Below are 14,611 nucleotides of genomic sequence, written 5' to 3' on the forward strand. Positions count from 1 at the left end.
GAAACGGCAAAATGCCCCGAACAGGTCGAGGCATTTTTTTGGTTATGCGGTGAGGCTTGGGTTTTCACACAGTCTGTGTGGGAGCGAGGCTTGCCCGCGATGAGGGGCCCGCAGATATCAGGTTAAATCGCATCCAGCCTTATCGCGGGCAAGCCTCGCTCCCACAAAGACCGCAAGGCGATAACAAAGCGATCGATCAACCAAACTGCTGTCGATACTGGGTAGGTGTCAAACCCAGCCTGTCGCTGAACAGTGAGCGCATATAACGCACACTGCCAAAGCCACTGCGGTGGGCGATTGTCTTGAGCGGCAGCACGGTGGTTTCCAGCAGGTTACGCGCCCGGTCCAGTCGAGCATTCTGGATGAACTCCATCGGCGTCATGTTCACTTCTCGGCTGAATACCCGAGCGAAATGTCGCGGGCTCATGGCTGCCATCGAAGCCATTCGCTCGATGCTGAACTCTTCGTCAAGGTGCTCGATGAGGTAGTTCTGTATCCGGGTGATCGGCGTTTCCTGCGTTGCAACAGTCGCCACCAGCGGGCTGAATTGCGCCTGACCGCCCTGCCGCTTCATAACAACCAGCAAAACCTTGGCGACATCCAGCGCGACTTTTCTGCCGTGATCTTCCGCGACGAGTGCCAGTGCGAGATCGATCCCTGCCGTGACCCCGCCAGATGTCACCAGGCGGCGATCCTTGATGTAGATCTGGTCGGTGGTGACCTGCGCCGCCGGGAAACCCTTGATCAAGCGCTCGGTGTAATGCCAGTGAGTGGTGACGGTGTGACCGTCGAGCAAACCGGCTCTGCCCAGCAAAAAAGCGCCGGTGCAAATCGAGCCGTAGAGGGTCGATTCCTGCGCCGCTTGCTGCAGCCAGGCCACCAGCGGTGGATGACTGTCGTTATAAGACCCCGGACCACCCGGTACCAACAGCAGATCGAAGGCTGTCGGTGCAGTTTCAACGCAGACGTCCGGGTGAACCGTGACGCCATTTGACGCGCGAATGGCCGACGCCTGGGTGCCCACAGTGGTCAACTGATAGTGTCTGGAGGGATCGAGATAGCGGTTGGCGATAGAGAACACCTCCATCGGCCCGGCCATGTCGAGCAACAGGAAGTCAGGAAACAAAACGATTGCAACGGTCTTCATGCTCTTACATCGCCCAAATCGAGTTCAACACCCTAAAGCAAAGGCCCGGGACCGCGGCTGCGTCGGTCCCGGGCCTTGACCCGTGCACATACTAACGTTTTGAGTGGCGCTTCGCCGCTATCGGCTGGCTCGCCAGTTTCAGACCTTTACGGCTCAGTCATCGAGGGTTTTAGGCGCACCTTTCGCTGGCTTGCCAGCCTTTTCCGCGCCGGGCTTGGCCTCAGGCACCGGTGCAACCGCTGCCGGAGCGGTGGCAGCCTTTTCTTCGGTTGGTAATTGATCAACCGTGGTGAACAGATCTTTCACGGAAACAGGGCCAAGCTGGTCGAGTTTTTTCTCACCGTCCTTGCCCACCAGAACGACCTTGGTTCCCCTGCTCGCCCCCAGTTTCAGCTCCCGAATCAGCGCCATGGTTGACTGAGGATCAAGGTCTTTACCGTCACGTTTGCCGATCATGGCAACCACCGTATAAAGCACCATGCCACGCTCTGCGAAACCCTTCTGGTTTTCCGGTTCCTTGAGCTCTTTTTGCAGGTTGACCAGTGTCGGGTCCAGTGTGCTCGGCGCGATAACAATCAATGGGCGCGACTTGCCGCGGTCCTGGTTCAGAGGGCTGTCGCTGTCAGCCGCGAGCAGAGGGCCCGCAGAGATAAGCAACGTGGCGAGGGTCAACGACCGGATAAACATAAATGGCTCCTTCAAACCTAGACAGGACACTAGTCGGGCTTTCGACGCTGTTTTAGATGTTTTGTTCTCATTGGGTATAGCTCAACAGCCGTCGCAACCCTTTTATTTAACGGGTGCGGACACCAGCTTCAGTCCGACAATGCCAGCCAGAATCAGCAAAAAACACAAAATCCGCAACACACTGCGATCTTCGCCCAGTACCAGCATGCCGTAAACCGCAGTGCCCAACGCACCGATTCCGACCCATACAGCATAAGCCGTACCGACCGGAATGGTGCGGGTCGCCACAGACAGCAGGTACATGCTCAGACAGATGAAAAAACCGCAGAACAGACTGGGCAACAGCCGGGTAAAACCATCGGTACGGGGCATTACCGCGGCATAGATGATTTCGCAGGCACCTGCGAATAACAGAAACATCCAGCTCATCGAACTTCCTCGGAATGGTTTTCTTTAGTTGGCGTCGGGACAAAATAGCGGTGCCAGAGCGGTTGGTGCAAGGTTGAAAGCCGGTCCCAGTGAATTGCGCAGCTCCCACAAAAACTGCATTCCAAACCGCCTCCTGGCACCTTCCCACAAGTTTTATCTGTATATCCATACAGATAAAACTTGCCGAAAACGTCCTTACTGCTCATGCTGTGCCCCCATCAAAACCCGTAAAAAACGATGGTACCCATGCGGTTGTTTCTGTGCGAAAAACCCTCCCAGGCCAAAGATATCGCCGCTGTACTAGGCGCGAGTCGACGTGGTGATGGCTGCTGGGTGGGGCCCAACGCTACGGTGACGTGGTGCATCGGCCATCTGCTGGAAACCGCGCCACCTGACAGTTACGACGCTCGCTACAAACGCTGGGTGCTGGATGACCTGCCCATCGTTCCGGAAAAATGGAAGATGCTGGTCAAGCCACGCACGGCCAGTCAGTTCAAAGCGGTCAAACGCCTGTTGGGCGAAGCCTCCGAACTGGTCATCGCCACCGATGCCGACCGCGAAGGCGAGATGATCGCCCGGGAGCTGGTGGACCATTGTCGTTATCGCGGACCGATACAACGCCTCTGGCTCTCGGCGCTCGACGATGCCTCAATCCGCAAGGCCTTGAACGCCCTCAGGCCAGGCGCCGAAACCTTCAGCCTTTACCACTCGGCGCTGGGACGCTCACGGGCAGACTGGCTGATCGGCATGAACATGAGTCGCCTGTTCACCCTCCTCGGCCGCCAGTCGGGCTATCAAGGCGTATTACCGGTGGGACGCGTACAAACCCCGACGCTGCGGCTGGTAGTGGATCGTGATCGCAGCATCGCCGATTTCGTGGCCGTGCCCTTCTGGGCTATCGATGTGCAACTGCTCCACGCTGACCAGCCCTTCACTGCTCAATGGCGTGCCGCTGCAGATGTCTGTGACGACCAGGATCGATGCCTGAATCAGACGACTGCGCAGCAAGCCGCTGAAACCATGCGCAACGCGGCGACTGCCAGGCTTCTGAAACTGCGAACCGAACGGGTACGTGAAGCCGCGCCGCTGCCTTTCGACCTCGGTACGTTGCAGGAGGTATGTTCGAAAAAATTGGGTCTCGGCGCACAGGAAACACTGGACGTTGCTCAAGCGCTGTATGAAACCCACAAGGTCATCACCTATCCGCGCAGCGACTGCGGTTACCTGCCAGTCAGCCAGCACAGCGATGCATCGAAGATCATTGCCGCACTGGGTCGCGCAGACCCGGCGCTGAACGAGTTGCTCAAACACCTTGATCCAGGTCGTCGCTCTCGGGCCTGGAACGACGCAAAAGTCAGCGCTCACCACGGCATCATCCCCACCGGCGCGGGCAAATCCCTCGATCAACTGACCGGTAAATACCGCGCAGTGTTTACCTTGATTCGGGCCCGTTACCTTGCGCAGTTTCTGCCCAACCATGAATACGATCGCACGCAGGCCGACTTCGACTGTGGCGGTGAAAAGCTCAGGGCGACCGGCAAGGTGATCGTCGAACCGGGCTGGAAACGCGCATTGCCGGAAGCACTGACGCCCCCAAAAGGTCGGGAAGCGCCCGCGCCGCAAGCCTTGCCAAAGCTGACCGAGGGCAGCGATTACGCGGTCGACAACGTCACTCTCAAGGATCTCTGGACCCAGCCACCCAAGCCGTTCACAGAAGGTGACCTGATCAAGGCGATGAAGAATGTCGCCCGTCTGGTGGAAGACCCGCGCCTCAAACAGAAACTCAAGGACACTACCGGGATCGGCACAGAAGCGACACGTGCTGGCATCATTCAGGGCTTGCTGGATCGAGGTTATCTGAGCAAGAACGGCAAAGCCCTGGCGGCGACACCGGCTGCATTCAGCCTGATCGACGCGGTGCCCCGCGCAATCGCGGATCCGGGCACTACAGCCATCTGGGAACAGGCGCTGGACATGGTCCAGGCTGGCGAAATGAGTCTCGAAGAGTTTGTCGCCCGGCAGGCCACCTGGATGAGCAAGCACATCAGCCGCTGTATGGGCATGCGCATGGTCATTACCGCATCTGCAAGTCCTGCCGGAGGCAAGCCTCCATGGAAAGGCAAACGCAAGACCGGCAAGCGCAAACCTGCGGGCACCAGTACCACCAAGCCACGACGTGCAGCCAAAACTGCCAGCAAACCGTGATCGGGTATAGGATGCCAGCTGTAACCCACTCACTTGCAAGGAGTTGACGCTTAATTGATTCACCGGTTGAATGACGATGCCTGCTCAGGTGCGCACAATCAGCCGCACCTCAATAATCAAGAGCAGCAACTCAGACAAGGAGGATATTGAGTCAACCCGGTTTGTCGGCCCGCTTAAACCGTGGTGTTGGCTTTTGCCCCACGGTATTCAACAAGACACTTGCCCGCCCTGCCGCCTTTTCGTGCAGGGAAACGCAGGGTCTCACTATTCAGATGCGCGTGAGCCCGACTGGCTCACCGGCATTTCTTCAAGGGAATTCAGAATGCCCCCAAGACAAGTAATCAACGCCTCGGTCAGTCCCAAGGGCAGCCTCGAAACACTGTCCCAGCGCGAAGTACAGCAACTCAGCGCCGCCGGCTCAGGAAGCATTTACACCCTCTTCCGCCAGTGCGCCCTGGCTATTCTCAACACCGGCGCGCATGTCGATAACGCCAAGACCATTCTTGAGGCCTACGAGAGTTTCGAAGTCCGCATTCACCAGCAGGATCGTGGTGTACGCCTTGAGCTTCTCAATGCGCCCGCCGATGCATTCGTCGACGGCGAAATGATCGCCAGCACTCGTGAAATGCTGTTCAGCGCCTTGCGCGACATCGTTTACACAGAGAGCGAGCTGGACAGCCAGCGCATTGATCTCGAAAGCTCCCAAGGCATCACCGACTACGTGTTTCACCTGCTGCGCAACGCTCGCACGCTGCGTCCGGGTCTTGAACCGAAGATGGTGGTTTGCTGGGGCGGTCACTCGATCAACACCGAAGAGTACAAATACACCAAGAAAGTGGGTCATGAACTGGGCCTGCGTAGCCTGGACATCTGCACGGGGTGCGGTCCCGGCGTGATGAAAGGCCCGATGAAGGGCGCGACCATTGCCCACGCCAAACAGCGGATCAACGGAGGTCGATATCTGGGTCTGACCGAACCCGGCATCATCGCGGCAGAAGCGCCTAACCCGATCGTCAACGAGTTGGTGATCCTGCCCGATATTGAAAAACGCCTTGAAGCCTTCGTGCGCGTTGGCCACGGCATCATTATCTTCCCGGGTGGTGCGGGCACCGCAGAAGAGTTCCTTTACCTGCTGGGCATCCTCATGCACCCGGACAACCACGACCTGCCTTTCCCGGTGGTGCTGACCGGTCCGAAAAGCGCTGCGCCGTATCTGGAACAACTGCACGCGTTTGTAGGCGCGACCCTGGGCGAATCGGCTTACAAGCACTACCAGATCATCATCGACGACCCGGCTGAAGTGGCCAGGGAAATGACTGCCGGGCTCAAGACCGTCAAACAGTTCCGCCGTGACCGCAATGACGCGTTCCACTTCAACTGGCTGCTGAAAATCGACGAAGGCTTCCAGCATCCGTTTGATCCGACCCATGAAAACATGGCAGCCCTGCAGTTGAGCCGATCATTACCGCCGCATCAACTGGCGGCCAATCTGCGTCGTGCGTTCTCGGGGATTGTCGCCGGTAACGTCAAAGACAAAGGTATTCGTCTGATCGAGCAACATGGGCCATACGAAATCCATGGCGACAACGAAATCATGGAGCCGCTGGATCGACTGCTGCACGCGTTCGTCGAACAGCACCGCATGAAGCTGCCAGGTGGCGCGGCGTATGAGCCCTGCTATCGGGTGGTGACTTGAGGGCTGTTGTGAGTTATTGATTGATCGTACTGCGGCTATTCGTTTAGCTGAAATACGACTCCAAAGTTAAACCTCAGCGCCTGCATCGTCGGAGTGCCGCCCAGACCAAGCCACGCTCCCACATGAGATTGCATACCCTGTGGGAGCGTGGCTTGGTCTGGGCGGCACTCCGACGATACATTCACCGCAAAATTAACCGGAATGCCAGATAAAACCGCTCAGCTACATACCTCTTCAAGCGTCAACGTCATCGGCAACACCTCAGCCTTCAGGCCGCGTCCTCCCACCCCAGTACACGACGCCAGCGTCTTGCATACCCCCAACACAATCGCATCGATCTCCTGCTCATTGACGGTCAACGGCGGTAACAGACGAATCGTCTTGCCCCGCGTGACGTTAAGCAGCAGGCCATGCTCGTGTGCGGCAATCGCTGCCAGATTTGCCAATGGCCGGGTCAACTCGACGCCCACCATCAAGCCCCTGCCACGAATATCCAGAACATCCGGGTGTTCACTCAGGGCGGCGCGCAATCCGGCCAGCAACCGTTCGCCCTGCAACCGGGCGTTATCCAGCAGGCACTGATCCTTGAGAATATCCACGACTGTACAGCCAACCCGGCAGGCCAGCGGGTTGCCGCCGAACGTGCTGCCATGGCTGCCCGGAGTGAACAGCTCAGCCGCTTTGCCTCGCGCCAGGCAGGCACCGATGGGGATGCCATTGCCCAGGCCTTTGGCCAATGTCATCACGTCCGGGACAATGCCTTCATGCTGGAACGCGAACCACTGCCCGGTGCGGCCCATACCGGTTTGGATTTCATCCAGCATCAGCAACCACGCGCGCCGACTGCACAACTCACGCAAGGCCTTCAGATAACCCGGCGGAGCCAGTTGCACGCCACTTTCGCCCTGAATAGGCTCCAGCAAGATGGCCGTGATGCGATGGCCATAGGTCTTGCATATCTTGTCCAGTGCGGCGAGATCGCCAAATGGCACTTTGACGAAATCACCCGGTAACGAATTGAAACCCAACCGCACGGCAGGCCCATCACTGGCAGACAAGGTCCCCAGCGTCCGACCGTGGAATGCATTGTCCATCACGACCACCAGCGGCTTTTCAATGCCTTTGTGCCAGGCATACAGCCGGGCCAGCTTCAACGCCGTCTCATTGGCTTCCGCGCCGGAGTTATTAAAAAACGCCCGGTCCATGCCCGCCAGCCCGGTCAACTTCCGAGCGAGCTCCTGCTGCCACTGAATGCTGTACAGGTTAGAAGTGTGCATCAGCAAGCCTGCCTGCTCACTGATCGCCGCCACCAGCCGGGGGTGCGAATGACCGACGTTGGTAACAGCAACACCCGCCACCGCATCCAGATACTCGCGACCTGCCTCATCCCACAGGCGAGTGCCAAGGCCGCGAGTGAAACTTAGCGTCAACGGAAGGTAGGTGCTCATCAGGCAAGTGGCGGTCATGTTCGAAACTCCATCTCAGGCGTGTTTTTTTCCAGTATCGTTAGCAACCTGAGCTGGATAAACGGCGATTTCCTTCAATGATTTAAAAGTAAGGCTTGATAATGGACTTGCTCCAGGCAATGTCGGTGTTTGTCAAAGTGGTGGAAACCGGCAGCATGACGGCCGCTGCACTCGAGTGCGGTATGTCGACCACCATGGTGGGCAACCATTTGCGCGGGCTCGAACAACGACTGGGGGTCAGCCTGCTCAAACGCACCACGCGTCGCCAGGGGCTGACTGAGTTTGGCGCTACGTACTACCAGCGTTGTGTGGATGTTCTGGCGCTGGTTGCCGATTCGGAGCAATTGGCAGCGCAATCTCAGGATATCCCCCAAGGGACGTTGCGGATTACTGCGCCTTTCACGTTCGGTTCGGAAAGCCTCGCCCCGGCGCTAAGCGAATTCATCCGCCGCTACCCGCAAATCAAGCTGGATATTGTGTGGAGCAACGAGCGCATGGATTTGATCGGTCAGGGGTTCGACGCGGCGATTCGTCTGGGCCAGATTCATAGCTCAAGCCTGATTGCCAGGCCCTTGCAGGATTACACCCTAACCCTGTGCGCAGCACCGTCGTATCTGCAACGTCGCGGCACACCCGTCGAGCCTATGGATTTGCAGCAGCATGATTGCCTGGCGTTTGCCTACCCGGCCGGAGATGACTGGAGTTCAGTCGAAAAACACTGGCGGCTGACGGGGGCTGAAGGCGAAATATTAGTGCCGGTCAGCGGCCCGATCACCATGAACACCTCTGCGGGACTGCACAAAGCTGCACGCGCCGGAGCCGGGATCGTGATGATGCCTGACGCGCTGGTTCAGGAAGATCTGGAAAACGGCAAGCTGATCGCCCTGCTACCTGACTACCAACTTCCATGCCGACCCATGCACCTGCTTTACGCCCAGGATCGCTACCGCTCGCCGAAGCTACGCAGTTTTGTCGACTATGTCGTGGAATTGTGGGGTCGGCCTGTTTGACAGTTGTCGCCGATAGCCGCCCCGCGTCCATGGCACCGCGCTGTCTCGCGGCAAACACAGTCCCTGTAGGAGTGAGCTTGCTCGCGATAGCGTCGGTTCAGGCGATAAATTCGTCGACCAAGGAACCGAATCGCGAGCAAGCTCACTCCTACAAGTCCAGCATCTGCCTGAACATCGCTAGATCGCACAGCACATGAAAATCTGTAAGAGCGCACGAGCACCGCGAGGCCGCGATGGCGGTGTGTCAGGCATACCGTCATCGCTGGCCTCGTAACCTCGGTGGGCTCCTACAGGTCCAGCATCTGCCTGAACATCGCTAGATCGCACAACACATGAAATATCTGTAGGAGCGCACGAGCACCGCGAGGCCGCGATGGCGGTGTGTCAGGCAGACCGTCATCGCGGGCCTCGTAACTTCTGTGAGCTGCACGCCAACTATTTAATTAATCCCTACCGCGCCGCATCCCCCCATCGATACTCATGAGTAATCTCATCAAGGTGCGTCTTCAATGACTCATCCAGCACAAAATCCGCTGCTGCCAGGGTGTCATCCAGTTGCTCCGGGCGACTCGCGCCGATGATCGCCGAGGTGATCACCGGATTGGCCAGCACCCATGCAACGGACGTAGTGGTCATAGGTTTGCCCGCCTCATTGAGCAAGGCCTTGAGCCGCTCGATACTCTGAAACTCGCGCTCATGCCAGTAGCGCTGCTGATATATCTCCCCCGCCTCGCCGACGCTTGCCGTGAAACGACCATCGCTGGGCGTGCGTTCCAGCGCATGCTTGCCGGTCAGCAAACCGCCGGCCAGCGGGTTGTAGGGAATGACCGCCAGCCCTTCTTCTTTGGCCAGAGGCAACAACTCGCGCTCGATCTGGCGGAACAACAGGTTGTAGCGTGGCTGAATGGAAACGAAGCGGGTCAGCCTCAGGTAGTCCGCCCTTCCCAGCATCCTCGCCATTCGATAAGCCAGGAAGTTCGACACCCCGATATAACGCGCCTTGCCATGCTTGACGATGATGTCCAGCGCCTCAAGGGTCTCATCCAGCGGGGTCAGCGGGTCATCCATATGCAATTGATAAAGGTCGACATAGTCGGTGTTCAATCGTTTGAGCGAAGCTTCAATGGCATCGAGCAGATGCTTGCGCGAATTACCCTTATTCCAGGCCGCGGGCCCCATGGAGCCACTGGCCTTGGTGGCGAGGATGAAGCGGTCACGTTTACCTTTGAGCCAGCTGCCAACCACTTCCTCGGTTCGCCCCACTGCATCGAATTTGGCACCGAGTGGGTAAACGTCCGCCGTGTCGATGAAGTTCACCCCGGCATCCGTGGCGTGATCAATGATTCGGTGTGAAACCTGAGCGTCAGTCTGCAAGCCAAAGGTCATGGTTCCCAGACACAGCCGGGAAACACTGAGGCCTGTCCGGCCGAATTGACGATATTGCATGCTGCTTCTCCTTCGGGCTTCGAAAACTCAAGCCCCTGAGGATAGCCGTGCAAGATGCTGCTGTGGGGACCGCTCATCAAGCCTGACCAAATGAGGGGTGTTCAGTGTCCAGAAGCCCTGGGGATAAGAAAAGTTCCAAGTATTCAAGACAAATTATTTCCTGGTTTGAAATTGCACTGCTACGCTTTTTCCTGACCCTCAATCAGGGAAATCCCCAGTAAAGATGGGGAATGAACATCCCCTAACATCAGACAAGCACGCCGATACACCCTCCCACGAAGCTGGCTTTGTCAAATCGTCTGACGATTGACGCCATTAATGTGACTAAAGTCTCAGTCGTGTTTGCAGATAACAAAGTATTCGCCATTTCTCCTTATTGAGTCGTTCAAGGATCGAACCATGATGCAGAGCCAAAACGGTAGTTCTCCTGTTCAAGGCCGCCAAACGCTCTTCCTGTGGTTTCCACTGGTGCCTGCTGCTGCAGGATGTGCCGCGCTGTTGCTGTCGGCCTCTACCCAATTGAACATGGGTCTGAGTGCCGCCGTACTGGCTGTCGGTGTTGCCACGGGGTTGTTCGCGGCGGCCAGTCAAAACCGGAAACTGCAGGCCATTGCCATCGCTGCGGGCTTGCAACAACAGCAAACTGCCAATAGCGCATCGCTGAAATCCAGCGCGCAGATCAATGAAGTCCTGCTGGGCGCGATGCCCATCTGGGCCAAGCAAGTCGAAAGCTCACGAGAGCAGACCGAAACCGCCATCGTCACCCTGACCGGGCGCTTCACGGGCATCTCTTCGCGGCTGCAGGAAACGGTTCATGCGTCGCAACATGCGGCGGGTGATCTTGGCGGTCAAAGTGGCGATGGTGCGCTGCAAGTACTCGCGCAAAGCGACAGCGATCTGGTGCAGGTCATCGATTCTCTCAAGGCCACGCAGACCAGCCGTGACGAAACCCTGGCTCAGGTTCGCAACCTCACTGCTTACACCGGTGAATTGCGCACGATGGCCGCCGACGTCGCAGCCATCGCCGCACAAACCAACCTGTTGGCGCTCAACGCAGCCATTGAAGCAGCCCGCGCGGGCGAAGCCGGGCGCGGTTTTGCGGTGGTCGCCGACGCCGTGCGCAGCCTGTCGAGCAAGTCCAGTGAGACCGGTCAGCAGATGTCCGCCAAGGTCGACATCATCAACAGCGCCATCAACCAACTGGTGCAGGCCGCTTCCAGTGGCGCGGACCAGGACAGCAACTCGGTAGCGAACTCCGAGAACACTATTCAGCGAGTACTGGAGCGCTTCAAGAGCGTGACCGAGCGCCTCGCCGAGTCCGCCGAAATGCTTCAACAGGAAAGCTTCGGTATCCGTGACGAAATGACTGAAGTACTGGTCAGCCTGCAATTTCAGGATCGTGTCAGCCAGATACTGGTTCATGTGCGTGACAACATTGACGACCTGCACGCCCATCTGCAGCAGGCGACGCAGGCACCTGACCAGGCCGTGGCGATTGATGCACGCAGCTGGCTCGCGCGTATGGAAGCTACCTACGCCACCGACGAGCAGCGCAACACGCACCACGGCAGCAGCGCCGGACAACAGAATTCACAAGAAATAACCTTTTTCTAGGAGAGCCACATGGCTAAAAACATTCTGGTCGTCGACGACTCCAGCAGCGTTCGACAAGTGGTCGGCATCGCCCTGAAAAGCGCAGGTTATGACGTTATCGAAGCGAGCGATGGCCGTGACGCCCTGAGCAAGCTCACCGGGCAGAAAGTGCACCTGATCATCAGCGACGTGAACATGCCAAACATGGACGGCATCACCTTCGTCAAAGAGGTCAAGAAGCTGCCGAACTACAAGTTCACCCCGATCATCATGCTGACCACCGAATCTCAGGAATCGAAAAAAATGGAAGGCCAGGCAGCAGGCGCAAAAGCCTGGGTGGTCAAGCCGTTCCAGCCAGCACAAATGCTCGCGGCTGTTTCCAAGCTGATTCTGCCCTGATTGCCTGCTACTTGATGCCTGATACCAGGAGGTTGTGATGCCGCTTGCATGTGAAATTCTCAATGACACGGCACACGTGAACATCGACGGTGAGCTGACGATTTACACCGCCTCGGACTTGTCCGCTCAGTTGCTTCCGCGACTGGGCGCAACGCCGCAGATGCAGATCGATCTTTCGCAGATCACCGAAATGGACGGCGCAGGCTTGCAACTGCTGATCATGGTTACCCGCGAGGCCTCGAAGGCCGGGACGGCACTGACCCTGACCGGGCATAGCAATGCGGTACTGGAAACCCTGCAACTGAGTGGTATGGGCCCGTCGGTTTGACTACCGACTCGCCCGGCTGCTGCAGCTGACATCACCAAAGGGAACTGAGCGTGAGCATTAATCTCGACCAGGCATTACAAACGTTCATCGTCGAGGCTCGCGAGCTGTTGGAGGCGATGGAAGAGTCATTGCTGCAACTGGAAAGCGAACCCGGCGATGCCGACGCGATTGGCGCCATCTTCCGGGCAGCGCACACCATCAAAGGCTCGGCGGGTCTGTTCGGGCTCGACCCGATTGTCAGCTTTACGCACATCGTCGAAGACGTGCTGGACCGACTGCGCGAAGGCAGTGTTTCAGCCGACGCAGGCCTGATAGCGGTGCTGCTGAAATCCGGCGATCACATGCTCGAACTGATTGATGTCGTCGCCAGTCAGGGCGGCCAGCTGCAAGCTCCGGCACTGGCTCGTGAAGCCGAACTGCGTAAAAGCTTGCAGGCTTATCAGGCCCCTGCGAATGTCAGCAACGATGAGCTGGAAGTCATTCCGGACGCTGAAGTCCACGCCGAACAGACCCATGCCGTGCTTTGGCACATTTCCCTGCGCTTCGGTCACGACGTGTTTCGCAATGGCATGGACCCTTTGTCGTTCCTGCGTTTTCTGAACACGCTGGGCGAGATCGTCACGGTGCAGACACTGACCGACAATTTGCCAGCACTCGAAGCCTGGGATGCAGAATCTTGCTATCTGGGCTTCGAAATCGACTTCTATTCCAGTGCGACCCACGCCGCCATTAACGAAGTTTTTGATTTCGTGCGCGAAGACTGTCTCGTTGAAATCACCAAAGCCGACACTGAGAGTCAGCAGGACTGCTCGGGCACTGAACTGATGTCTCAGGCATCAACCATCGCCGATCAAGGCACCGGCATGGTTGCCATGGGCGAGTTGCTGGAAGATCAGCGCTCGGTGCCACGCGTACCGGCCAACGTCTCCAGTGAAAAACAGCTTGCCAGCGACAAGCCCGCCGAGAGCAAAGGCAAAGATGGCCGCTACGTCCGGGTCAACGCCGACAAACTCGACGAACTGATCAATCTGGTCGGTGAACTGGTGATCGCCAGTGCGGGTGCCACCCTGATCGCCCGTACGTGCGACAACGACCCATTGCAAGAGTCCACCTCGACAGTTTCCGGGCTGGTAGAAGAAATTCTCGACGGAGCGTTGCGTCTACGGATGATCCCCATTGGCGACACCTTCAACCGGTTCCGCCGTGTTGTACGGGATGTCAGCCAGGAACTGGGCAAAGACATCGACCTGATCATCAGCGGTGCCGAAACTGAACTGGACAAAACCGTTGTCGAGAAAATCGGCGACCCTCTCATGCACCTGCTGCGAAACTCCATGGATCATGGCATTGAAAGCGCCGAGGCACGTCTTGCCGCCGGCAAGCCTGCCAAGGGCCATCTGCACCTCAATGCCTACCATGACTCGGGCAGCATCGTCTTGGAAATCGCCGACGATGGCGCCGGACTGAATCGCGACCGGATTCTGGAAAAAGCCCAGGAACGCGGCCTGATAGCCCCCGGCGCGACGCTGACCGATCAGGAAATCTACAACCTGATTTTCGAACCGGGCTTCTCCACCGCCCAAGCGGTCACCAACCTTTCAGGGCGTGGCGTCGGCATGGACGTGGTCAAGCGCAACATTACCCTGCTGCGCGGCACGGTCGATCTGGACAGTAAACCGGGGCAAGGCACCGTCATACGCATTCGTTTGCCGCTGACGCTGGCCATTATCAACGGCTTCCTCGTCGGTATCGGTCAATCCACCTACGTGATCCCGCTGGACATGGTCCAGGAGTGCATCGAACTCAGCGAGGACGACCGTCAGATCAGCCGCGAACAGGGTTATCTGGACCTGCGCGGTGAAGTGCTGCCCCTGGTGTATCTGCGTGACCACTTCCACCACGACGGTCCTGCCGCTCGCCGCCAGAATGTGGTGGTGGTGCGTTACGCCGATCACAAGGCGGGACTGGTTGTAGACGACCTGTTGGGTGAATTCCAGACCGTGATCAAACCGTTGGGCAAGCTGTTCGGCGCACTGCGCGGCATCAGCGGCTCAACCATTCTGGGCAGCGGCGCCGTCGCATTGATTCTCGATGTTCCGGCTTTGCTCAGCCAGATCGTACACCTCGAAACACGCTACACCGCTAATCCAGCCCAATCGCCAGCCACTGCCCGTTGATGCATCCGCATTTCCATGGAGGTAACAC

The 14,611-nt window shown here is 57.9% G+C and carries 12 protein-coding genes; 7 read left to right on the plus strand and 5 right to left on the minus strand.

Annotation, left to right across the window (positions count from 1 at the left end):
• Positions 1-196 precede the first annotated feature (196 nt).
• The 3 genes from RX972_RS25925 to RX972_RS25935 all read right to left on the minus strand — a co-directional run bounded on the left by RX972_RS25925 (position 197) and on the right by RX972_RS25935 (position 2,263).
• A complete protein-coding gene (locus tag RX972_RS25925) occupies positions 197-1,147 on the minus strand; it encodes a GlxA family transcriptional regulator (RefSeq protein WP_316879728.1) in 951 nt (316 codons plus the stop codon).
• A gap of 153 nt (positions 1,148-1,300) precedes the next feature.
• Positions 1,301-1,834, minus strand: coding sequence for a DUF4174 domain-containing protein (locus tag RX972_RS25930; protein WP_027902744.1), 534 nt, complete (start codon positions 1,832-1,834; stop codon positions 1,301-1,303).
• A 102-nt stretch (positions 1,835-1,936) separates the two neighbouring features.
• Positions 1,937-2,263, minus strand: a complete 327-nt coding sequence (locus RX972_RS25935; protein ID WP_027902743.1) for a DMT family transporter — start codon at positions 2,261-2,263, stop codon at positions 1,937-1,939.
• Between the two features lie 246 nt (positions 2,264-2,509).
• On the opposite strand from RX972_RS25935, the gene RX972_RS25940 reads away from it, so the two are divergent.
• A complete protein-coding gene (locus RX972_RS25940) occupies positions 2,510-4,468 on the plus strand; it encodes a DNA topoisomerase III (RefSeq protein WP_316879733.1) in 1,959 nt (652 codons plus the stop codon).
• Between the two features lie 322 nt (positions 4,469-4,790).
• Positions 4,791-6,164: a nucleotide 5'-monophosphate nucleosidase PpnN gene (gene ppnN / locus RX972_RS25945; protein WP_027898418.1), complete on the plus strand. Its 1,374-nt coding sequence runs from the start codon at positions 4,791-4,793 to the stop codon at positions 6,162-6,164.
• A 218-nt stretch (positions 6,165-6,382) separates the two neighbouring features.
• Here ppnN and RX972_RS25950 read toward each other — a convergent pair whose 3' ends face one another.
• Positions 6,383-7,630 carry an aspartate aminotransferase family protein gene (locus tag RX972_RS25950; protein WP_316879735.1) on the minus strand — a complete coding sequence of 416 codons (1,248 nt, stop codon included), beginning with the start codon at positions 7,628-7,630 and terminating at the stop codon, positions 6,383-6,385.
• A 101-nt stretch (positions 7,631-7,731) separates the two neighbouring features.
• Here RX972_RS25950 and RX972_RS25955 point away from each other — a divergent pair, with 101 nt between their 5' ends.
• A complete protein-coding gene (locus RX972_RS25955; RefSeq protein ID WP_099269316.1) occupies positions 7,732-8,640 on the plus strand; it encodes a LysR family transcriptional regulator in 909 nt (302 codons plus the stop codon).
• Between the two features lie 450 nt (positions 8,641-9,090).
• Here the strand turns inward: RX972_RS25955 and RX972_RS25960 are convergent, their stop codons facing one another.
• Positions 9,091-10,086: an aldo/keto reductase gene (locus tag RX972_RS25960; RefSeq protein WP_316879737.1), complete on the minus strand. Its 996-nt coding sequence runs from the start codon at positions 10,084-10,086 to the stop codon at positions 9,091-9,093.
• A 702-nt stretch (positions 10,087-10,788) separates the two neighbouring features.
• On the opposite strand from RX972_RS25960, the gene RX972_RS25965 reads away from it, so the two are divergent.
• Genes RX972_RS25965 through RX972_RS25980 form a run of 4 tightly spaced genes read left to right on the plus strand, consistent with a single transcriptional unit; the run spans position 10,789 to position 14,583 of the window.
• Positions 10,789-11,700, plus strand: coding sequence for a methyl-accepting chemotaxis protein (locus RX972_RS25965; RefSeq protein ID WP_410478266.1), 912 nt, complete (start codon positions 10,789-10,791; stop codon positions 11,698-11,700).
• A gap of 9 nt (positions 11,701-11,709) precedes the next feature.
• A complete protein-coding gene (locus RX972_RS25970; RefSeq protein WP_027902808.1) occupies positions 11,710-12,078 on the plus strand; it encodes a response regulator in 369 nt (122 codons plus the stop codon).
• Between the two features lie 37 nt (positions 12,079-12,115).
• A complete protein-coding gene (locus RX972_RS25975; protein WP_122398400.1) occupies positions 12,116-12,406 on the plus strand; it encodes a lipid asymmetry maintenance protein MlaB in 291 nt (96 codons plus the stop codon).
• A gap of 50 nt (positions 12,407-12,456) precedes the next feature.
• Positions 12,457-14,583: a chemotaxis protein CheA gene (locus RX972_RS25980; RefSeq protein WP_316879743.1), complete on the plus strand. Its 2,127-nt coding sequence runs from the start codon at positions 12,457-12,459 to the stop codon at positions 14,581-14,583.
• Positions 14,584-14,611 lie beyond the last annotated feature (28 nt).

It is taken from the genome of Pseudomonas syringae group sp. J309-1 (genome assembly GCF_032582135.1).
Taxonomy (GTDB): Bacteria; Pseudomonadota; Gammaproteobacteria; order Pseudomonadales; family Pseudomonadaceae; genus Aquipseudomonas; species Aquipseudomonas quasicaspiana.

Bases quoted from the DNA above. Each gene is read 5' to 3' on its own strand.
- ppnN (WP_027898418.1), top strand. From the start codon at position 4,791: ATGCCCCCAAGACAAGTAATCAACGCCTCGGTCAGTCCCAAGGGCAGC.
- RX972_RS25930 (WP_027902744.1), bottom strand. From the start codon at position 1,834: ATGTTTATCCGGTCGTTGACCCTCGCCACGTTGCTTATCTCTGCGGGC.
- RX972_RS25935 (WP_027902743.1), bottom strand. From the start codon at position 2,263: ATGAGCTGGATGTTTCTGTTATTCGCAGGTGCCTGCGAAATCATCTAT.
- RX972_RS25940 (WP_316879733.1), top strand. From the start codon at position 2,510: ATGCGGTTGTTTCTGTGCGAAAAACCCTCCCAGGCCAAAGATATCGCC.
- RX972_RS25965 (WP_410478266.1), top strand. From the start codon at position 10,789: ATGCCCATCTGGGCCAAGCAAGTCGAAAGCTCACGAGAGCAGACCGAA.
- RX972_RS25955 (WP_099269316.1), top strand. From the start codon at position 7,732: ATGGACTTGCTCCAGGCAATGTCGGTGTTTGTCAAAGTGGTGGAAACC.
- RX972_RS25975 (WP_122398400.1), top strand. From the start codon at position 12,116: ATGCCGCTTGCATGTGAAATTCTCAATGACACGGCACACGTGAACATC.
- RX972_RS25950 (WP_316879735.1), bottom strand. From the start codon at position 7,630: ATGACCGCCACTTGCCTGATGAGCACCTACCTTCCGTTGACGCTAAGT.
- RX972_RS25960 (WP_316879737.1), bottom strand. From the start codon at position 10,086: ATGCAATATCGTCAATTCGGCCGGACAGGCCTCAGTGTTTCCCGGCTG.
- RX972_RS25925 (WP_316879728.1), bottom strand. From the start codon at position 1,147: ATGAAGACCGTTGCAATCGTTTTGTTTCCTGACTTCCTGTTGCTCGAC.
- RX972_RS25970 (WP_027902808.1), top strand. From the start codon at position 11,710: ATGGCTAAAAACATTCTGGTCGTCGACGACTCCAGCAGCGTTCGACAA.